Source organism: Abyssisolibacter fermentans, from assembly GCF_001559865.1.
Classification (GTDB): domain Bacteria; phylum Bacillota; class Clostridia; order Tissierellales; family MCWD3; genus Abyssisolibacter; species Abyssisolibacter fermentans.
The window spans coordinates 1-21,039 of the sequence record NZ_LOHE01000076.1; the positions used below are offsets into that span (position 1 = coordinate 1).

19 protein-coding genes, 1 riboswitch and 1 other annotated feature are annotated in these 21,039 nt (G+C 28.3%); of the genes, 2 read left to right on the top strand and 17 right to left on the bottom strand.

Annotation, left to right across the window (positions count from 1 at the left end):
• The 5 genes from AYC61_RS14685 to AYC61_RS14705 all read right to left on the bottom strand — a co-directional run.
• A partial coding sequence (locus AYC61_RS14685; RefSeq protein WP_162265472.1) for an NAD(P)-dependent oxidoreductase occupies positions 1–459 on the bottom strand: 459 nt, incomplete at its 3' end.
• Between the two features lies 1 nt (position 460).
• The gene (locus tag AYC61_RS14690; protein ID WP_066503987.1) at positions 461–697 is read right to left on the bottom strand and encodes an ACT domain-containing protein; all 237 of its coding nucleotides are present in this window, start codon (positions 695–697) and stop codon (positions 461–463) included.
• A gap of 166 nt (positions 698–863) precedes the next feature.
• Positions 864–1,133 (bottom strand) — a binding site (T-box leader).
• Between the two features lie 210 nt (positions 1,134–1,343).
• Positions 1,344–1,862: a chromate transporter gene (locus AYC61_RS14695; protein ID WP_066503988.1), complete on the bottom strand. Its 519-nt coding sequence runs from the start codon at positions 1,860–1,862 to the stop codon at positions 1,344–1,346.
• A 1-nt stretch (position 1,863) separates the two neighbouring features.
• A complete protein-coding gene (locus AYC61_RS14700; RefSeq protein WP_066503989.1) occupies positions 1,864–2,406 on the bottom strand; it encodes a chromate transporter in 543 nt (180 codons plus the stop codon).
• A gap of 369 nt (positions 2,407–2,775) precedes the next feature.
• Positions 2,776–3,729: a 3'-5' exoribonuclease YhaM family protein gene (locus AYC61_RS14705; protein ID WP_066503991.1), complete on the bottom strand. Its 954-nt coding sequence runs from the start codon at positions 3,727–3,729 to the stop codon at positions 2,776–2,778.
• 449 nt (positions 3,730–4,178) lie between these two features.
• Here AYC61_RS14705 and AYC61_RS14710 point away from each other — a divergent pair, with 449 nt between their 5' ends.
• Positions 4,179–5,522 carry a sodium-dependent transporter gene (locus tag AYC61_RS14710; RefSeq protein WP_066503993.1) on the top strand — a complete coding sequence of 448 codons (1,344 nt, stop codon included), beginning with the start codon at positions 4,179–4,181 and terminating at the stop codon, positions 5,520–5,522.
• 747 nt (positions 5,523–6,269) lie between these two features.
• Here the strand turns inward: AYC61_RS14710 and AYC61_RS14715 are convergent.
• Positions 6,270–7,358 (bottom strand): S8 family peptidase, encoded by a 1,089-nt coding sequence (locus AYC61_RS14715; protein WP_066503996.1) that lies wholly within the window; start codon positions 7,356–7,358, stop codon positions 6,270–6,272.
• Positions 7,359–7,811: 453 nt separating this feature from the next.
• Here AYC61_RS14715 and AYC61_RS14720 point away from each other — a divergent pair, with 453 nt between their 5' ends.
• Positions 7,812–8,222: a PspC domain-containing protein gene (locus AYC61_RS14720; protein WP_066503998.1), complete on the top strand. Its 411-nt coding sequence runs from the start codon at positions 7,812–7,814 to the stop codon at positions 8,220–8,222.
• 126 nt (positions 8,223–8,348) lie between these two features.
• On the opposite strand, the gene AYC61_RS14725 is transcribed toward AYC61_RS14720, so the two are convergent.
• The 11 genes from AYC61_RS14725 to AYC61_RS14770 all read right to left on the bottom strand — a co-directional run bounded on the left by AYC61_RS14725 (position 8,349) and on the right by AYC61_RS14770 (position 20,975).
• On the bottom strand, positions 8,349–9,410 hold the full coding sequence (locus tag AYC61_RS14725) for a DNA polymerase IV (RefSeq protein WP_066504003.1): 1,062 nt from the start codon (positions 9,408–9,410) through the stop codon (positions 8,349–8,351).
• An 80-nt stretch (positions 9,411–9,490) separates the two neighbouring features.
• Entirely contained in the window at positions 9,491–10,996 is a 1,506-nt protein-coding gene (locus AYC61_RS14730; protein ID WP_066504007.1) for a gluzincin family metallopeptidase, read from the bottom strand.
• 504 nt (positions 10,997–11,500) lie between these two features.
• Positions 11,501–12,775, bottom strand: a complete 1,275-nt coding sequence (locus AYC61_RS14735) for an MDR family MFS transporter (RefSeq protein WP_066504008.1) — start codon at positions 12,773–12,775, stop codon at positions 11,501–11,503.
• 302 nt (positions 12,776–13,077) lie between these two features.
• Positions 13,078–14,346 carry a uracil-xanthine permease family protein gene (locus AYC61_RS14740; protein WP_066504010.1) on the bottom strand — a complete coding sequence of 423 codons (1,269 nt, stop codon included), beginning with the start codon at positions 14,344–14,346 and terminating at the stop codon, positions 13,078–13,080.
• 367 nt (positions 14,347–14,713) lie between these two features.
• Positions 14,714–15,262: a chromate transporter gene (locus AYC61_RS14745; RefSeq protein WP_066504013.1), complete on the bottom strand. Its 549-nt coding sequence runs from the start codon at positions 15,260–15,262 to the stop codon at positions 14,714–14,716.
• Between the two features lie 88 nt (positions 15,263–15,350).
• Positions 15,351–15,887, bottom strand: coding sequence for a chromate transporter (locus AYC61_RS14750; protein WP_066504018.1), 537 nt, complete (start codon positions 15,885–15,887; stop codon positions 15,351–15,353).
• A 338-nt stretch (positions 15,888–16,225) separates the two neighbouring features.
• Positions 16,226–16,393, bottom strand: coding sequence for a hypothetical protein (locus AYC61_RS21365; protein ID WP_156456479.1), 168 nt, complete (start codon positions 16,391–16,393; stop codon positions 16,226–16,228).
• 755 nt (positions 16,394–17,148) lie between these two features.
• The gene (locus AYC61_RS14755) at positions 17,149–17,946 is read right to left on the bottom strand and encodes an ABC transporter ATP-binding protein (RefSeq protein ID WP_066504025.1); all 798 of its coding nucleotides are present in this window, start codon (positions 17,944–17,946) and stop codon (positions 17,149–17,151) included.
• Positions 17,943–18,962, bottom strand: coding sequence for a FecCD family ABC transporter permease (locus AYC61_RS14760; protein WP_066504031.1), 1,020 nt, complete (start codon positions 18,960–18,962; stop codon positions 17,943–17,945). The genes AYC61_RS14755 and AYC61_RS14760 overlap by 4 nt, the downstream gene beginning before the upstream one ends.
• A 181-nt stretch (positions 18,963–19,143) precedes the next feature.
• On the bottom strand, positions 19,144–20,127 hold the full coding sequence (locus AYC61_RS14765; RefSeq protein WP_066504032.1) for an ABC transporter substrate-binding protein: 984 nt from the start codon (positions 20,125–20,127) through the stop codon (positions 19,144–19,146).
• Positions 20,128–20,236: 109 nt separating this feature from the next.
• Positions 20,237–20,420, bottom strand: a riboswitch (cobalamin riboswitch).
• Positions 20,421–20,495: 75 nt separating this feature from the next.
• A complete protein-coding gene (locus tag AYC61_RS14770; RefSeq protein ID WP_066504033.1) occupies positions 20,496–20,975 on the bottom strand; it encodes a PTS sugar transporter subunit IIA in 480 nt (159 codons plus the stop codon).
• Positions 20,976–21,039: the final 64 nt, after the last annotated feature.

Consider the following 21,039-nt stretch of genomic DNA (forward strand, 5'->3'; position numbering starts at 1 on the left):
TATTGCTACTAAAGAAGGTACGCCTTTTCCCTCTGTATAAACTCTCCTTACTAAATGTCCTGGTCCTTTTGGTGCTATCATAAATACATCAACATTTTTAGGTGGCACTATTTGATTAAAATGAATATTAAAACCATGTGCAAATGCTAAGGCATCCCCTTCTCTTAAATTTGGTTTTACACTTTGCTGATATACTGCACTTTGTTTTGTATCAGGTAAAAGCATCATTACTACATCGCTTTGCTTTACTGCCTCTGCAACTTCATATACCTTTAAGCCTTGTGCCTCTGCTTTTTCCCATGACCTACTCCCGTTATATAGCCCTACTACTACATCTACTCCACTATCTCTAAGATTTAAAGCATGTGCATGTCCTTGGCTTCCATAACCTATAATTGCAACTTTTTTTCCTTTTAATAATTCTAAATTGGTATCTTTGTCATAATACATTTTTGTCATTTTAGTTTACCTCCCTTATTTCATATACATCATGAATTTTTTTTATTTGATTTATAGCTTGATTTACTCCAAGCTTATCATCTTCATAAATCGTTATTATCAAATCTGAATAACAACCATCTAATGCTGAAGTCATACTAATATCTTTTATCTGAAATTCTTTTCTTCTTAAGATATTTGTTACTCGTACTAAAGAATCTAACCCGTTATTAAGCCGTGCACTTATAGATTTTAGCATTATTTTTCCTCCTTATTATTAGATATTTATATAAACATTTAAATATTATACTACACTTCTACAGTTTTATTTTTGCTTTCTTGCAAAAATAAGTATTTTACCTAACGCACTTTGCTTTTTTGAATAAAAAAAATCTTCCATCCCTATATACACATTTATATATGTACATAGGGACGAAAGATTGCCTGCGCGTTACCACCCTATTTGTAGTTATAAAACTACCTCTCTTTTCAAGTCGAATGAGTCGTTTATTATATTTCTCATTGAACCCTAGCTATTTTAACGTCAGCACACGGCTTAGCTTACTCGATACAATCTTTCAACTATAGCAGCTCAGGAGTGATCATTATATACATTCTTTAACACTGATTTTTCACCATTCCATCAGCTCTCTATAGATAAAGGTTTGTATTTTTCTCTCCGTCATAACTTTTAAATTTTTAATATTTAATCGTTATTATATAAGCATTAAGTTATTTTGTCAAGTAACTTTTTAAATCTTTATAGTTTTAATATATAAAATTTTCAATTATATACTAAGTTTAATGTAGATTTTGTCCACTAAGCAACTTATTTTTTATGCTCAATCCTACACAATATAATTCAAAAAAATTTCCTAAGTGTTAAAAAACACTTTCTATTGTTTTTATGCATAGACTATTACACCAGCAACTGCTCCTATAAATATATATATAATTGGATGCTTTTTATATTTTATAACTCCTATTAATATACAGATTGTAAGAATTACAGATTTTACATCAAATATAATAATTTTCGCTATATTAAATATTGCTGCTAAAACAATTCCAATGACAACAATTCTAATCCCACTTAATGCATATTTAATGTATTTATTATTCTTATATATACTAATGAAATGTGCTACTATAACAGCTAATGTACTACCAGGCAAGATTATTGCAATTGTAACAAATATTCCACCTACAACACCATATATTGAATGGCCAACAAATGTTGCAGTATTAATACCTATAGCTCCTGGCGTTGATTGTGCAACAGCAAGCATATTTGCAAATTGGTCAGGTGTAAGCCACCCATTTTTAAATGCAATTTCTTGTAATAGAGGCAAAACTACTAAACCTCCACCTATAGTAAATAATCCTATTTTAAAAAATTCAATAATAACTAATATAAATTCCATTTTATTTTTCCTTTCTCAAGTAATATACTATACCTGCAAATGCCGAAATAATTATAATATATATAGTAGAAATTTTTAAAAATAGTACTGCAATAAAAGCTAATGAAACAAGTGTTATACCAAAGGTATTTTGTATATACTCTTTAGATTGTTTTAATAATTTAATAAAAATATTTATTAGTAAAGCTAATACAGCAAATTTTATTCCTTTTAATGCATTATTAATTATTATATTATCTTGATATTTTATCAATAAATCAGAAATTAACATTATTATTATTAATGATGGTGTTATGAATCCTAATGTTGATGCAATGGCTCCTTTAATGCCATGTATTTTTTTACCAATAATCGCTGAGGTGTTTGCTCCAATTATTCCTGGAACTGTCTGGGCTAACGCATATGCTTCAAGCATTTCTTTCTCAGTTAAACATTTTTTACCTTCAATAAGTTCTTTTTCAGTCATAGGAAGCATTGCATATCCACCTCCAAATGTAAACATACTAATCTTGAAAAAACTTATATAACACTGCAAAAAATTCATTTTTTTCTCCATCTTATCACCAACCATTTTGCATTTTTGTAACTTATTAAATGTTGTATGAAAATATTTTCATGTGTTAAACCAGTTTACTTATAAACCTATAACTGCTATTTTTAGCTTTCTTCTAAAAACTAAAATAATAATTCCAAATTATTCATAGAAATTTAACCTTGATTATTCATATAACTTTGAATAATCAAGGTTAATGAATATATTTAAATAGTAACACATTTAAGTTATTTATCAATGAAAAAACTAATATTAATACATAAAAATAATGCTCACATTATACTTATAAAAGTTAATGTAAACATTATTTAATAATCTAATTTAATATTTTATAGCACATATGATGAGTTATATGAATAGTTAAATACCATCTGTATATTTATATATTTTTCTATTATCTAACGACCATATCTTTTCTGAAAACTCCATTTCTTTTGTATTGCTTAAAGCTTTATTCATATCATACATCCTAGCATCTATTATATCTAACATATGTAGTATTTCACCTTCTGGTATCTGAGGTTTTTTAGGGCTTCCAAACTCAGGTTCATAATGATGCGATAAAACCATATGTTGTAAAAGCATAGAAATCTCTGCATCAATACCTTCTTCACGAGCTACTCTGTCTATATTTTTAATACCCATTATTATATGTCCTAATAGCTGCCCTTCGGTTGTATATTCAGATGCTACTCCCAAATCAGTTGCATCTATTTCTTGTATTTTTGACATGTCATGTAAAATAACCCCTGCATAAAGTAAATCTCTGTTTAAGAAAGTATAAATATTACACACTTGCTCACCTAATAATAGCATTGTTTTAGTATGATATAAAAGTCCACCAGCTATAGAATGATGATTTTTTGTTGCAGCGGGATAAAACATTAATTTATCTTTATTATCTGATAAGATTCTATTTGTTAGTTTCTTTATATCTTGATTTTTCATCTTTTCTATATATGAACTAATGCAATTAAACATATCTATTGATTCTTCTGGTGCTGTTTGAACATAATCTTTAATATCAATATTATCACTTTCAATATATAGTCTAATTTTATTTATTTTAAGCTGTAATTTACCCTGCCATATTGAAACACTACCTCTAACTTTAATTAGAGTATTGTTTATGTATTGCAATTCATCTTTTTCTGTAATATCCCAAAGTTTTGCATTTATTTCACCAGACTTGTCCATTAAAGTAAAGTCCATGTATTTTTTATTGTTATTTGATCTCCTTACCGATGCTTGTTTTACTAGAAAAAAGTTTTCTATATTATCACCGTTGTTGAACTCAATTATTGTTTTTTTCATTATTATTTTCCTCCAAATCTATAATACTTCTATTATAAATATTAACATATTAATACATTATTCAAAAGAACTAAACCATATAATTCTAGTTATTTATTTAATAATTTTATTTATTTGCTTTTATCGAGAATTTCATTGACATAAACTGTAATAATCCTATATAATGATTATTATATATTTTTTGATATAATAACATTTTTCCATGGCATTTAAGTTCAAAAAATTATGACTTTGAGGTTATTTAGTTTATATAGCATCTTAGATATGCTTATATTATATAAATGCTTTATATCAGAAAAATTTTAGAGCAATTTTCTTGTATTTGTTTTCAAAGAAGGTTCTTAATAAGAACCTTCTTTTCATGCTAAATTATAAATCTATTTAATAATGGTTAACTTATAATAAGAGGATTTATGTTTTATACCCTATAATAATTAGAGGAGGATTTTATGGTAGAAAGAGATAGTTTTGGAACTCGTTTAGGTGTTTTAGCTGCAGCAGCTGGTTCTGCAATAGGTTTGGGTAATATATGGAGATTTCCTTATATACTTGGAAAAAATGGTGGTGGTGCATTTTTAATAATTTATTTAATTTGTATTGTTATTATAGGTATACCAATTATGATATCAGAATTTATTATTGGTAGAAGCACTAAAAAAAATGCAATTGGTGCTTTTAAAAAACTTGCTCCTAAAACTCCTTGGTCTATAATTGGTTGGATGGGGCTATTGAGTGCTATTGCCGTACTATCGTTTTATGGTGTAGTAGCTGGATGGTGTATGAATTACGTTGTAAGTACTGCAACAAATACTTTTATTGGGAAAACTGCCCAAGACATGACTAATATATTTACGAGTTTCACATCTAGTACATGGAGTCCAATATTATGGCAATTATTATTCATGTTTATAACTGGTTATATAGTTGTTTCTGGTATAAAGGATGGTATTGAAAAATACTCTAAAATATTGATGCCAGTACTACTTATATTAATTATTATACTAGATATAAGAGCACTTACATTAGATAGAGCAAATGAAGGCTTAAAATTCTTATTTGAGCCAAATTTTAACCAATTAACATTGAATGGTGTTTTTATTGCTTTAGGTCATGCATTCTTTTCTTTGAGTATAGGTATGGGAACAATGCTAACCTATGGTTCATATATTAATGATAGTGAAAATTTAAAATCAACCGCTTTAAAAGTTTGTATAGCTGATACAGTTATAGCTATACTTGCAGGTCTTGCTATCTTCCCAGCAGTATTTGCTTACGGTATAAAACCTGATACTGGTGCAGGTCTTGCTTTTATGTCACTACCTCTTGTATTTCAACAAATGCCCTTAGGTAATTTATTTGGGGCTTTATTCTTTATACTATTAACTGTTGCAGCTTTGACATCTTCTATATCAATATTAGAAGTTATAGTAGCTTACTTTACTGAAGAATATAATTTTTCGAGAACTAAAATTACAATTTGGGGAGCTTCATTTGTATCTATAATTGGAATCATATGCTCCTTGTCTAATGGAGTACTAAAAAAATATACTATTTTCAATATGAATTTTATGGATTTAATGAATTATTTATCTGCAAATATACTATTACCACTTGGAGGATTATTAATATCAATTTTTGTAGGTTATTATATGGACAAAAAAATTATTATAACTCAACTATATAATAATGGAACTTTAAGTAATAAGTCTATATCATTATTTATGTTTTTGGTAAAAATAGTTTCACCGATAGCTATAATTTTCGTATTTTTGAAAGGTATCAAAATAATATAGTTTTAACTGATTATTAAACAAGATCTTTTGATTAATAATCAGTTGTAACTCCTTCTCACTTCGTTCCTAGGAGTAAGCGGAGTTGTACCTCATATTTATTCATATGAGTAAGCGATTCACCAGAAATCCCAGATTTCTGTTCTCTGCTTAAAATCATAGATTTGGGTTCTCTGCTTTCTAAATCTTTGCCTTACATAATTTTTAGTATAGTCTTTTGCTTACTGATATTTTTAATTAACCCTTATTTTGATCTTTCAATCTGTAACTCCTACTCACTTCGTTCCTAGCAGTAAGCGGAGTTGTACCTCATACTCATTCATATGAGTAAGCGATTCACCAGAAATCCCAGATTTCTGTTCTCTGCTTAAAATCATAGATTTGGGTTCTCTGCTTTCTAAATCTTTGCCTTACATAATTTTTAGTATAGTCTTTTGCTTACTGATATTTTTAATTAACCCTTATTTTGATCTTTCAATCTGTAACTCCTACTCACTTCGTTCCTAGCAGTAAGCGATTCACACCAAATCATAGATTTGGGTTCTCTGCTTAAATAAAGAGGAGATGTTTCAAAATATTTATTGACACATCCCCTTTAGTGATTTGAAATTCTTTTAATTAATAACTCAAACTCATATTGTTGCTTGGTCTCTGTACTTATTGTACATAATTAATTTTAGAAGCTTGTGAAATTCAATACCTTTCCTAAGAGTAAGCTCCTCACTAACCTATTTTGATATCCCATTTAATTTAAAATATTATTTTTATCTTTTTAAGCAATTTATCCGTCTTTATAAAAGCACCTTGTTTTATAAATAATGCTTTAACTATATTTTTAAGTTCTTCTGATAGTTTTACATCTTTATATGATACTCCATCTATAAAAAATATATTTTTTTTACTATCTATAACTATCTCTTTTTCTAGGGGCTGTAGTGTACAAAAACCAACTCCATATTTTGTATCTGCTCCCGGTATACCTAAATCTTTAGTATTCATTTTAAGATTCCTCCACAAATAATCTTCTGGTATAGTTTCTCCAAGAGCTACTTGATGCTTACAAGCAATTAATGCTGCTATACCTGATACAATTGGTGTACTCATACTCGTACCAGACATCTCTGCATATTTATTGTTAGGTGCACATGACAGCACGTTAACTCCAACTTGGCATACATCTACATGATTTCCTTGTGTGCTAAACATAGCTGATTTTAAATCTACATCTACTGCACCTACACATATCACTTCATTAAAAACTGCCGGATACCTAATTTCTTCTTTATAAGAATTCCCTGCTGAACAAATAACCGCTATATTTGCATTCACTAAATCTTTTATACTTTTGTGTAATTCTTGTAATTTAGCTTTTTCTTCGTTTATCCCATCTGTAGAAATGGACATAGAAACTATACTTACTTTTTTACCGTCATTAGCTCTATAGCTCTTTATCCACTTCATGGCTTCTATTATATTTTTTATGTCTATTTTGCCATTGCCATCTAATACTTTGATCGGAAGTATTTGAGCTTTAGGTGCTATGCCTACGTTGGACCCAGCAATACTACCAGCTACATGTGTCCCATGCCCATGAGTGTCAGTTGTATTTATTCTATTTCCACTTCTGAGCTGAGTAAAATTACGACCCCTCAAAACTCTACCTTTCAACTCTGAATGTTTACTATCTACGCCAGTATCTATAACTGCAACTATGATTCCTTGCCCATATATTCCTTGAGAATACATGCACTGTCTTCCACTTAGGTTTAAAAAGCTTAAATCTTCTTTTCTTATGCCTTTTCTAACACTATTGACCTTAAAATCATCTATCTTAAACATACATATCCCCTCAAGCTTTCTAATATTTGTTTATACCCACAATTAAACAAAACTACTTGCACCTCATTCAATATTGTGTAGTTGAATATGGGGTATATTATAAAATATGTATGAGCCTATAAAAACGAAAATGATTTCTATATTTTTTTATTAAAAATTTGTTTTTAACATAGTTTTAAAGCAGATTTAATTCTAATGTGAATTATATAAACATACAATACAAGAGTATTCATAAAAAAATAAATCTATAAGTAGAAAACTAAACTAACTGCATTTTTCAAAATAACAAATATAGTTTTTTATTATTTTTATAGTTTTTTTAAAGTTATTAATATATTTAATTTATTATTTAATATTATTAATTTTATTATTGAAATATATAATAACTTGTGTTATTATATATTTAACATAAAATTTAATACTAAATAATCAATAAGAAAGGATTGATGTTTTATGTACAAAAAACTCTATAGATCCAGAAAAAATGAAATGATTTGTGGAGTGTGCGCTGGTATTGCTGATTATTTTGAAATAGATGTTACCCTAGTTAGACTAATTGCTGTAATCACAGGTCTTTTCAGTGTTGGAATTATTGCTTACTTAATCTGCGCTTTAGTTATACCTGTTAATCCAGATGAAAACTATCACAATAATGATTATGATCACGATGAATTTGATGATAAGAAACCCTATGCAAATTCGAATAGAAATAAAAAACTCATGGGTTTTATATTAATAATTTTAGGAGTTTTCTTTCTATTGGAAAAATTCATTGGTTGGTTGAGTTTTGAAATGATAGTTTCAATTGTATTAATAATCATAGGAATTTCTTTTTTAACTAACATTAAAAGAAATTCAAATTAACAAAATATACCTTAACATAACATTGGTATTGCTAAACCCAAGGCAATACCTTTTTATATATGAAATAAAATCTATATATGTGAATCACTTACCCCTAAAAAGCTAGTATAAATGAATAGATGTTTTTTAATAATTATCAATAAAATCGAATATGGATAACTGCTTTATACTATCTTTATCTAAATGAGATACAGATAATCCTATTAGCCTTATATCCTTATTAAACTTTATATTATCTATAATATCACAAGCTACTTTGTATACTTCCTGCTGTTTTTGAATACAATTGTCTAGTGTTTTACTTTTAGTATGTATGGTGAAGTCTATGGTTTTATATTTCACTGTTACAGTTTTTGCAAATAGCTTTTTTCTTGTTAGAGATTTTCCTATATTGATAGAAAAATCCTTTATAATATCTTTTAATATTTGTTTGTTTCTTGTATCTTCTTTGAGAGTTGTTTCTCTTCCAATAGATTTAGTATCACTTGACATATTAATCTCTCTATCATCAATTCCCCTAATTCTATTAAAAATATCTTCTCCATGCTTACCCAATACCTCTATAAGATATTCTTTTGGCAATCCATATAAATCTTTTATTGTATAAACACCAAATTTATTAAACATTTGTACAGATTTCTTACCCAGTCCATAGACTTTTTTTATTGATAGCGGTAATAGTATATCTGGCATCATATCTTTACTAATTACCTTTATTCCATTAGGTTTGTTCCAATCTGAAGCTAATTTTGCTAAGAATTTGTTGTATGAAATACCTGCTGATAACGTAAGACCAGTTTTCCTTTTAACTTCTTTTTTTATATATCTTGCTATATCTATTGAATCACTGTTTACTTTAGTTACATCTAGATATGCTTCATCTATAGATAATGGTTCTACTAATTCTGTTATTTCATAAAGTATATTAAAAACTATACTTGATATTTCTTTGTATCTAGCCATTCTAACAGGCACAAAAATTGCGTTTGGGCACTTTTTTTTAGCTATAAAAGTTGGCATTGCAGAGTGTACTCCATATTTTCTGGCTTCATAAGAACAAGTACTTACTACTCCTCTTTTACCGATACCCCCTACTATTACTGGCTTTCCTTTAAGCTTATTATTATCATGTTGTTCAACAGCAGCAAAAAATGCATCCATATCTACATGTATAATTTTCCTTTTCATACTAAACTCCTTAGATTGAAACTCCCTGATATAAATAATTCCCTTATAATTATATCATAAGGGAACGTGCGTTTGCTAATTTATTTTAAATTATATAGCTTGCTGTATTTATCTTCTAGGTAATCTATAAAATACTTAGGATTTAATTCTTCACCTGTTACATTCTTTAAAATTTCATTTGGCATTTTCGTACTCCCGTATTTGTGAATTTTATCTGTTAACCAATTTTTAATTTCTTCTAATTTACCTTTTAGAAGTATTTCATCTAAATCTATATCTTTTTTCATTGAGTCGATAAACTGTGAAGCATATGCATTACCTAATGCATATGATGGGAAATAGCCTATTAATCCATCTGACCAATGCACATCTTGTAATACTCCCTCAGCATCATTTTGAGGCACTATTCCTAAGTACTCTTGCATTTTTTGATTCCAAACTTGTGGCAAGTCTTTTACTTGTATCTCATCATTAAACAACATTTTCTCAATTTCATATCTAACCATAATGTGTAACGAGTATGTTAATTCGTCTGCTTCTGTTCTTATTAATGATGGTTTAGATTCATTAACTGCTTCGTAAAATTCTTGCAATGATACGTCTTCTAATTGCTCAGGGAACATTTCTTTTAGCTTAGGGTATATAAATTTTAAGAAATTAATATTTCTACCTATAATATTTTCATAAGCTCTAGATTGCGATTCGTGTATTCCCATTGATACTCCAGTAGCAGCAATTGTTCCAACTAAATCTTTATCAATATCTTGCTCATATAACGCATGTCCACATTCATGAATTGTACTATAAATCGCTGATAAAAATAATCTCTCATGGAAATGTGATGTAATTCTAACGTCATATGGATTAAGACCTAGTGTAAAAGGATGTACACTTTCTTTAAACATACCAGCATCAAAATCATAACTTAATATATCCAATAAATACTCACTAAATTCTTTTTGTTTAGATAAATCAAATTTTCTAATTGTAAAATCACTTCTAATTTTCTTTGGACTATTTTCTATATTCTTCACTAGTGGTACTATTTTTTCTCTTAATAATTTAAAAAACTCATCTAATATTTCAACTGTCATACCTGGTTCATGATCATCTAAAAGAACATTATATGGATTTACTTCATAACCTCTATATTCAACAAATCTCTTTTTATATTCAATAACTTTCTCTAAATAAGGTTGAAATAAAGCAAAATCAGATTTTCCCATAGCTTCTTCCCATTTATCATTAGCTATACTGGTAAGTTCACTATACTCTTCATATTCTTTTTTTGGTATATTACAAACTTGATTATAATCTTTTTTGATTAATTTTAGCGATAATACTGTAATATTATCTAATTTATCTTTGTTCTCTTCTAGTATTTTAATACATTCTACCATCTCTTTACTTGTTAAAAGCTTATGTGTTTCCCCTGATAGTACACCTAAATGCTTAGCTCTAGCTTCCATTCCTTTCTTAGGTGCTCCTGTAACAGCATCCCAATAAATCATAGATTGAGCATAGCTTAATGCTTGCTTCTTTTTTAATAAATCATTAAATTGTTCTTTAATTTGATCTAAACTCAATTTTAACACCCCTCAATAACTAATAAATTCTTATAAATCAGAACATTTCTTAGTATATTTTAAATTCTACATTGTATGTTAAATAACCTTTTGATACTTAAACCCAGATTATTCATAGAAAATTAAATATTTTACTGTATCCTTCTGATTATAACAAGACACAAATTGTCTCTTGCCTCTATAGGTAGCGTATATCGATTATATTTAACAGAAGGTGTGCAATCTTGCGTCTTGTTGAAACGGTGTGTTGCAATTACTACGTAATTGCTTTCGTTGTTATAAGATATCCATTAAATTCTCGACATACCAATTCGGTATGCCTTCGAATTCACTGAAATCTTCTAATTCAGAATTATACAGCATACTATTCAAAGTTATATGAATAATCAGGGTTAAATTATTAAATATCTAAATGTTAATTCAATTAACATTACAGATTGCTTTCCTTTTTATGCTGTTATAGGATTTTATTCTTAAATGTACATTTTAAGTTAGTTAGTGTTTTCATTGTATTTCATCTTTTTCATTGAGTATTCCTTTGCTTCTCTTTTCAAAAACATTTAAATTTACGAATCCAACAAATGCCGCTATTGATGCAAGAAAAACAACAATCCAAACATTTCTTATACCATGAGAAATTATGAACTTACCCATTAACATTGGTCCCACAGCATATCCTGTACCTGATATAATTGAAAATATAGAACTAAACCTTCCTCTTTGATTTATAGGTGAATGATTTGCTATATAAACACTTGCATTTGTTACTACAAGAATCTCTCCTATAGTCCAAATAATTGTTGAAACAACAAATAACCATATATCATTAATAAAGTAAAGCATTCCAAAGCCTACCACATATGTAAATGCAGCTATTGCCATATTTACTACAGGCTTTAATTTATTCGTTAAAGAAGTAATTGGAGCCGTTGCAACTAATACAAACAAGCCATTAATCATCATTAACATTCCGAACAACTCAGTTCCTTTTGGAAAAATTTCTTTCATTAGTAATGGTATACTAAATGAATGTTGTGAATATGCAAAGGATGTTAAAGATGATATCAATACAAATGCTACTAATATTGGTTTTTTAAGTAAAGCACTGAATACACTTCCATGTTCATAGTTTTCATTTTCACTTACGCCCGAATTTTCTATTTCCTCTTTAGTAGGAATAGTTTCTCTAACAAATAGAAACACGAGTATTAACGATAAAATAGATGTTATTCCATCTCCTATAAAAATCCATTTCATGTGACTTTCAAATAACAATCCCGCTATACCAGGACCAATAGCTGCCCCTACGTTAGTACCTAAATACAAAAGCGAAAAAGCCGCCTTTCTATTTTCAGGAGTTGTCAAATCAGTAACCATAGCTGAACTCGCAGGACCTGCTATTGAATTTAACAATGAAGCTAATATTAAAATATATGGTACTGTCATTGATATTCCTAAAAAAGCACATATCACAAAGCAAATTGCTGCTGCTGATTGAAATATTAATAATATTTTTTTCCTGCCAAATAAATCTGTTAATTTCCCTCCTACAGGTGCCCCCACTAAAAATGTCATTGCAGATATCAGCAGCATTTCACCTGCTTCTTCTGTAGAAAGTCCCAATTTTTTTGTTAAAAAAAGTGTTAAAAATGGATAAACAAGCATACCTATTTTATTTACTATACGGGCTATAAATAAGAAATATATGTCACTTGGTAAACCTAAATAAGGTGTGATAAATCTTTTTTTAAAACCTTTCACAATACTAAAACTTCCCATAATACCACCACCTTGCAAATTTTTTATAATCGTATTGTAATAACCATTTTATTTTATTTATAATATAATTTCAATTAAAATTACTTATAATAATTTTAATTTTTCTTAATATTCATTATTTTCATTAATTTTACAAAATTCTAGATATTAAATTTCAATCTTAACAACGAAACACCTACTCACTTCATTCCTAGGAATAAGCCATTCACTATAAATAATAAATTTGGTTTCTCTACTTATTGAAAAAACCTCTCTTAGAGTTAAGAGAGGTTTTAAATATACTAATATTAGCTATATATTTTTTATTTATTAGTTGCTTTTCTATTTAATATTGCATTTAGCACTACTCCTACTATTGCAGCTAAACTTAATTCTGTTATTTTAACTGTTTCTGTAACTGGAATTCCGATACTATTTCCTGTATATCTTTTTATAAGTGATGTTCCGATTCCTATTATTAGAATAGATGCAATTATTATTATGTTTTTAGCATTTATTTTAATCTCACTATTTTTTAAAGTTTTTACACCAATTAATGCTATCATACAAAACAACATTATACTTATTCCGCCCATTACACAAGTTGGTATACTCTTTAAAAATCCACCTATTTTGGCTACGAAACCTAATATTATTGCTAATACTGCTGCTAATCTAAGTATTGCTGGATCATAATTTTTAGTTATAGCTAAAACTCCTGTATTTTCACCATATGTTGTATTAGCTGGTCCACCTATTAAACCTGCAAATAATGTAGCTAATCCATCACCTAATAGAGTTCTGTTTAAACCAGGATCTTCTACGAAATTTTTACCAACTACTTGACCGTTAGTAGTAATATCTCCTATATGTTCCATGAAAACAGCTAGTATAACTGGTACTATAATTGCGATTGCTCCTATTTCAAATTTCGGTAATGTAAAGTTTGGAACACTAAAATACGCTGCTTCTGTTATTATATTTGTTTCTACAATTCCACTTGTATATGCAATAATGTATCCGATTGATACTCCTATTAAAATTGCTAACTGCTTTATAAAACCTTTAGCAAAAAGTGTTATTGATAGTGCAATGCCAAGTGTAATAAATGCAATTATATAATTAGTTGATGCCATATTTATAGCTGTTGGTACTAAATTCAAACCTATAACCATAATCATTGGACCAACTACCTGTGGTGGTAGATATTTCACAATCTTATCTACTCCAACTTTTTTAACTATTAATGATATTATTACGTATATCAAACCTGCAACAAAAATCCCACCTTGTGCATATGTTAAATCACCATTGTATAATTCCTTCACTGTATTAATTACTGCTATAAAAGCAAATGATGAACCTAGAAAAACGGGTACTTTTCTTTTTGTAACCGTATGGAAAATCAATGTTCCTACACCAGCTGAAACCAATGCTACAGAAGTATCTAATCCTGTTAATATTGGTACTAAAACAGTTGCTCCAAACATAGCTATCAAATGTTGTAAAGCTAATATAACTTTTAAAAACGGACTTGTACTAAACTCTCTTTTACTTGAAATCTCTTTACTTGATAATATATTTTCTGACATAAAAAAACCTCCTTATATTTTATTGAAGGAGAAATTATTCTCCTTTTTCAGCCTCACAGGACTGATTTAAAAGGTACAAAAAAACTTCTTGCTGTGTTAGGCAAGAAGTTATACTCAAATTGTTTACGCTCATCATCTTGCCAGCCTCACAGGACCGATTTAAAGATTTGCATCTTTTAAGATTCTAACATATACACTGACAAAAAGCAATGAAATATTTTTGAATTTATGGTATATAAAATAATCTATAACCTTAATTAGTTATATAACATTGAATAATCAAGTGTAATTCCACACTAAACTCAATTTTTATTTTATTATGCTTATTAATTGTAATAAATAAAAAAACCTATTATTTATATCATATCTATACATATAATGTTATAATTCCCATAAAAGCTGATAAACATATTATTAAAATTGGATGTAATTTATACTTCATCAGCAAAAACAAACATATTATAAAGATTATTATCCCATGTATATTTATACTTATAGCAGATTTAGTTGTATCAAGTAATGTAGTTTTAGCAATAAATAACCCTGCAGATGCAATCATTCCCACTACAACTGCTCTAACTCCATAAAATATCATATTTGAATATTTATTTTCTTTAAATTTTTCATAAGAAAATGTTATTGCTATTACTATTATAAAAGATGGTAATATTACACCTATTGTTGATATTAGTCCTCCAAAAAAACCACCTACAACATTTCCCGCATATGTAGCTGTATTTATAGCTATCGGACCAGGGGTCATTTCTGTAATTGAAATAATATTAAAAAAATCAACTAAAGTCATCCATCCATGTGATATTATTTCATCCTTTATTATAGGTATCATTGCATAGCCACCGCCAAAGCTAAATGCACCTATTTTAAAAAAAGTAAAAAATAAATTTAACAATTCCATATGTAAACCCTCCAAAATCGACATACCTAAAGGTAGTCCTTCACATTTATCTATCTAGATATTATTATTCCGTGTTATACAAATCGACTTAAATCTTCTTATAATATTTTAAATAAACTACACCAAATAATCCTCCACATATAATTAGCCATATTGGATTAATACTTATAAATACTATCAATAGTGTCGTTATTATAGCTATAAAAGCGGTAGTTTTATCTATTATTGAAACCTTAGCAGTTTTTATTACAGCAGTTATTATAAGTGCTACTACGGATGCTCTAATACCCATAAATGCAGCTTCTACAATTTTAGTATGTAAAAAACTCGTGAAAAATTCTGCTATAAGGGTTATTATCAAAAATGAAGGTAGGGTAACCCCTATAATAGAAGAAACTGCACCTTTTATTCCACCTATTTTATATCCAATAAATGTAGCACAATTCACTGCTATTGAGCCAGGTATTGATTGACACAGTGCTAAAATATCTACTATATCCTCTCTATTAGCCCAACCTTTGTTATCAACCAACTCTCTTTCAATAAGAGGTATCATTGCAAACCCGCCTCCAAATGTAAATCCTCCAATCTTAAAAAAAATAAGAAACATCTCTAATAATCTCATATAAATTACCTCCTATAAACCTTATCTTATGTTTATATATCTATTATTTCATGTTTTTTTGTAAATAAATTAGCCTTTATTAATTATTACGCAAAAACTTTCCTCTTTTAATCAACATTTTTCACATACAATCCCTAGTGATTATACATTCTATATTATAACAATTATTTACCTTTGAGTGAACTTCTTTAGGTAAATTTAGTTTTTCATTTATGTATTTTTTAATGCAAAAGTATTATTGATTATCGGCATAAAATAAATTAACCTTGATTATTCATATAATATTGAATAATCAAGGTTAATTTAAAGGGGCAATTCAATTTATTTTGCATTAAACCTTAATGTTCTTGCATTAAAGTTCTTTCGTACATATCACATATTTCTAAGTTGCATTTTTCTCCCATGTTATGAATGCAAGTTATTGATCCACACTTTCTAAAATTGTATCTATTTTTTTTATTAACATCTCCAGAATTTTTTTTAGTATTCTCTTTTAGATTCTTCATGTTATCCGTCCTCTCCACCTTTTTCTGATTTAATTATAACATTTTTTATGCGAATAATCAAGAATCTTTTTCAGAATATTGCAAGTTTATTTTTAAGATATTCATATTATTGACTGGTATTCTTTCATTTTAAATTTATTTATGCAAGATTTATTTTATTTTAGTCATTTCTTTATGAACAAAAACTACTCGCTTAAGCTTGTAATCCAACAAATCTTTACTCCACTAATAGCGATATACTGCATATGTCACAGTTAAAGCGCATATATTTTGCTGTTATATTACATCTTGAATTATTACAATAAATTCCATGTAGATAACTATCAAAGTCATTTTATTTGTTGCATTTTTTATTTTTTATTCGTAACTATTAAAAACTTTAATATTAAATATATATTTTTTTGACAGCATGAAAAAATATATTGCATCAAAAATAAGTTTCTCGTACTTTTGTGTTGATTTTAAATAATCACATTATTTTTTTGTCCACAACAACTTACAAATTACATATTATTAATTAACAATATCCACATCTTTATTAATTGTATTTGAAATTTTGATAATATTAAAAGCTATCATCTAATTAAGTTTATCAAAAAAGGACCCTATATATTGAGTCCATCATTGTTTTTTATAATTTTTTATATTAAATTTATTTTTTCAAAAAATAGAGTTGTATAAATAAACTTCTCAATGCCGTTATAGCATTATACACAAAACTATCTTATCGAAAAATACTTATTAAAGATATTTTTTTAGCAATTAATATTATTTTTTATAATCTGTTGAGGAATTAAAAAAGGACATTTGTTTATATCATCATCAAAAAAACTAGCTTTTATATTAAATACATCTTTTAATAAAAGATTGTCTATAGTTTCATCATATTTCCCTTGCTTATATATCGAACCATCTTTCATAGCATATATTTTATGAGCGTATCTAGTAGCTAAGTTTAAATCATGCAACACCATTATTATTGTTAACCCTAATTCTACGTTAAGCTGCTTTATTAATTGTAAAATATCAAGCTGGTATGATATGTCTAAAAAAGTAGTTGGCTCATCCAATATTAATATCTCTGTTTTTTGAGCTAGTGCCATTGCAATCCATGCTCGCTGCCTTTCTCCTCCAGATAATGTTCCTACTTCCCTATTTTTTAAATCTTGTAGTCCCGTTTTCTCAATAGCCCAATCTACTATTTCATAATCTTGTTTTTTTAAACGTTTATTAAATCCTAAATGTGGGAATCTTCCATATCCAACTAATGTTTCTACTATTACGTCCGCTGGTATATTTTTTGCTTGAGGTAGAATTGCTAGCTTTTTCGCTACTTCATTATTTTTTATTTTCTTTATGTCTTTACCTTCTAAAAATATTTCACCTCTATTTGGTTTTAAACATCTAATCAGAATTTTTAGTAGTGTAGATTTTCCACAACCATTAGGTCCTATAATAACAGCTATTTCTCCTTTATCTATAGATAGATTTACATCTTTAAGTACTTCTTTTTTATCATAATTAAAACCAATATTTCTAGCTTCTAATATCATTTGCTAACTGACTTCCTTTCTCTTAAAAGATATAAGAAAAATGGTGCTCCTAATGCTGCCATTACTATACCTACTGGTATTTCAACTGGATCAAATAACAATCTTGCTAAGGTATCACATAATATCAGCGTTGTTGCTCCTAGTATTGCAGATGCTGGTAATAAATATTTAAAATCCGAACCTATTATTAACCTAGATATGTGAGGTACTATTAATCCAACAAATCCTAATAACCCCACTACACTAACAGCGCTAGCTGCCAGCAATGATGCTAATACAATAAATATTAATCTTGTCGCTTCTACATTCAGCCCTAAACTAGTTGCAACCTCATCTCCTAGCATTAATACATTTAATTTCTTTGCTAAAATTAATGATCCTAGTATTCCAATTATTGCATATGGCCACAATGTATTAAAATGAATCCACGTCCTAGCCGACAATCCTCCAACCATAAATCCAATAACACCAACTACTCTATCTGGAAAAAAAGTCATTAACGTATTAATCCCTGCTTTTAATAAAGTAGACACCGCAACTCCTGCTAAAACTAGCCTCATAGGATTAATTCCATTTTTCCAAGCTAACATATATATTAGCAAAGTTGCTGCTAATGCTCCTATGAATGCTCCTACAGGAACTAAATAATAATATTCAGGAAAAAGAATGAAAATTACAAATGCTGCCAATCCAGCTCCTGAAGAAACTCCTATTATATTTGGTGATGCTAATGGATTTCGCATAATACCTTGTAATATTGCGCCAGATAATGATAAACATATACCTACTAAACCTGCAACTAATGTTCTAGGCACTCTTATATTCCAAATTATTTGATGATTTATTGTATCTGTTTCGATAAAAATAGCTTTTAAAACCTTTGTTACACTAATATCTAGCGAACCTTTAGCTACGCTTATTAAAAAACTAATTATCATTAAAATAAACAAAATTAACAGGATAATATACTTTTTATATAAAATTTTTTTATTAGTTAATTCTTCTGTATGTAACATGTCTTGCTCCTTATATATAACTTATCTTATAATTTTATATCTATATGCTAAATTATAAGATAACGCACAATTGGATTGATTTGCATTTTGATGTCATTTGAAAAAAGGGGGTCTCAAATGTATTTTTTGAGACATCCCCTATAAAAAAGCACGAAAATAACACTAGAAGGCTGTCCATTATTTATTTAAAAATATCCGGATACAGTATTTTAGCTAAACCCATGTAAGCTTCAGCATATCTTGCATTTGCTTTATAAAGATATAAATCTTTTGGTAATATTATATATCTTCCTTCTTTGACAGCTGTTAGTGACTTCCATGCAGGATTGGACTCTACATCTTTTATTAATTTATCTTTAATTTTTTCTACATCACCCATTGTTTGTACCAAAATATAATCTGGGTTTCTTTCTATAATTTTTTCCATACTGAATATCTCCATTTTTTCCTCTGTTAACTTCGCATCATAAGCTATATTATTCGCTTTCAAATCATCTAACATTGCTCCAACTGTCGAATTTGGCAATTTCACTTTCACACTCTTAGTTGATGCAAACATTAATAATACGCTTGGATTGCCTTCAGTTGGTATTTTTGATATTATATCATTTATCTCTTTTTCTATTTTAATTCCTTTTTCATTATATGCTTCTTCGTCATTGGTTAATGCTGTGAATATTCTCATTATATACATGTATTTATCAAATGTTTCATATTCTACCGCTAAATATGGAATTTTATTATCTTTTAATATTGGAATAATTTCTTTTTGTCCTTTCATACTAGGTGTCAATATAACTAAATCAGGCTGCATAGACAATATTTTTTCTGCATTTGGCTGTGACATTGTACCTACTATTTCAACGTCTTTTGCCTCTTCATGCACAGCACCTTTTGTTTTTATTCTGCCTATTACTTTGCCTTGAGCTTCATACCATAAATCAAGATAAGAATTATACAAACATATAACTTTTTGTGGATTTTTATCTAAGGTTATTTCATCTCCCATAGCATCTACAAATTTTACAGTATTATCATCAATTACTACACTATCAGCTAATGTTTTTACATCATTTTCAGTAGCAACTTCTTTACTACTACAACCTACAAAAAACATAGTACTTACTACAAATATCACTAGTAATGAAAATATATTTCGTTTCATTCAAACTACTCCTTTCAATATCAATAGGGCAAATAAATTAATATAAAAAAACCTCTTGCCAAAATAGGTAAGAGGTATATACACATAGTTACATAAACACTTAGGTTTCGTAAGTATTATGTATCTAGGTATCCTGACTTAGGTTCACAGCATACTGCACCTTCCCAATTTTAAAAAATCAGTGGTCTCTTACAGCTAGCTCCCCATTACAGTGGCGACCCCGTGTTGGATTTGCACCAACTTCCCTATCATTTTATTCTTTTACTTTCACAATTGATTATATTAACTATCTATCAGTTTGTCAACCTTTATATTATACTATATTTATTTGTTTGCTTATATTTTAGTATAGTGTTCGTAATAGAAATTTACTTATTTATTTTCATTACCATTGTTTCACCACGAACAACAGTACCCAAAAATTTCTCCATACTTTTTACTTCTGCTCCATTTGTTATAACAATGGGAGTTACTAGTGATTTTGCATGTTTACTTAGAAAATCCATATCAAGTTCTACCAGCTTGTCCCCTGCTTTAACTTTGTCTCCTTGGTTAACTAGACGCTTAAAGCCTTCACCTTTCAATTCAACTGTATCTAATCCTAGATGTATCAATATTTCTAAGCCTTCATTCGATTTTATACCAATTGCATGGTTAGTTGGGAATACTTGTATTACTTTCCCATTGCATGGAGCTACAACTACTCCACTTGTCGGCTTTATGGCTATTCCATCACCTAACATTTTTTGTGAAAACACTTCATCTTCAACTTGTGATATATCAATAGCTTCACCATCTAAAGGTGCTACAATGTTAGCTTCTGATTTTCTTCTAAATATATTTAACATTTATGGCCTCCTATAATTTATATTAAATACAGAAAATTTTTATAAACGTAATAATTTCAAGTAA

What these genes read in the sequence shown, in the direction of transcription:
- AYC61_RS14765 (WP_066504032.1), bottom strand. Translation starts at nt 20,127, where the DNA reads ATGAAACGAAATATATTTTCATTACTAGTGATATTTGTAGTAAGTACT.
- AYC61_RS21365 (WP_156456479.1), bottom strand. Translation starts at nt 16,393, where the DNA reads ATGAAGAATCTAAAAGAGAATACTAAAAAAAATTCTGGAGATGTTAAT.
- AYC61_RS14740 (WP_066504010.1), bottom strand. Translation starts at nt 14,346, where the DNA reads ATGTCAGAAAATATATTATCAAGTAAAGAGATTTCAAGTAAAAGAGAG.
- AYC61_RS14755 (WP_066504025.1), bottom strand. Translation starts at nt 17,946, where the DNA reads ATGATATTAGAAGCTAGAAATATTGGTTTTAATTATGATAAAAAAGAA.
- AYC61_RS14700 (WP_066503989.1), bottom strand. Translation starts at nt 2,406, where the DNA reads ATGAATTTTTTGCAGTGTTATATAAGTTTTTTCAAGATTAGTATGTTT.
- AYC61_RS14715 (WP_066503996.1), bottom strand. Translation starts at nt 7,358, where the DNA reads ATGTTTAAGATAGATGATTTTAAGGTCAATAGTGTTAGAAAAGGCATA.
- AYC61_RS14705 (WP_066503991.1), bottom strand. Translation starts at nt 3,729, where the DNA reads ATGAAAAAAACAATAATTGAGTTCAACAACGGTGATAATATAGAAAAC.
- AYC61_RS14745 (WP_066504013.1), bottom strand. Translation starts at nt 15,262, where the DNA reads ATGGAATTGTTAAATTTATTTTTTACTTTTTTTAAAATAGGTGCATTT.
- AYC61_RS14750 (WP_066504018.1), bottom strand. Translation starts at nt 15,887, where the DNA reads ATGAGATTATTAGAGATGTTTCTTATTTTTTTTAAGATTGGAGGATTT.
- AYC61_RS14770 (WP_066504033.1), bottom strand. Translation starts at nt 20,975, where the DNA reads ATGTTAAATATATTTAGAAGAAAATCAGAAGCTAACATTGTAGCACCT.
- AYC61_RS14710 (WP_066503993.1), top strand. Translation starts at nt 4,179, where the DNA reads ATGGTAGAAAGAGATAGTTTTGGAACTCGTTTAGGTGTTTTAGCTGCA.
- AYC61_RS14690 (WP_066503987.1), bottom strand. Translation starts at nt 697, where the DNA reads ATGCTAAAATCTATAAGTGCACGGCTTAATAACGGGTTAGATTCTTTA.
- AYC61_RS14760 (WP_066504031.1), bottom strand. Translation starts at nt 18,962, where the DNA reads ATGTTACATACAGAAGAATTAACTAATAAAAAAATTTTATATAAAAAG.
- AYC61_RS14720 (WP_066503998.1), top strand. Translation starts at nt 7,812, where the DNA reads ATGTACAAAAAACTCTATAGATCCAGAAAAAATGAAATGATTTGTGGA.
- AYC61_RS14725 (WP_066504003.1), bottom strand. Translation starts at nt 9,410, where the DNA reads ATGAAAAGGAAAATTATACATGTAGATATGGATGCATTTTTTGCTGCT.
- AYC61_RS14695 (WP_066503988.1), bottom strand. Translation starts at nt 1,862, where the DNA reads ATGGAATTTATATTAGTTATTATTGAATTTTTTAAAATAGGATTATTT.
- AYC61_RS14735 (WP_066504008.1), bottom strand. Translation starts at nt 12,775, where the DNA reads ATGGGAAGTTTTAGTATTGTGAAAGGTTTTAAAAAAAGATTTATCACA.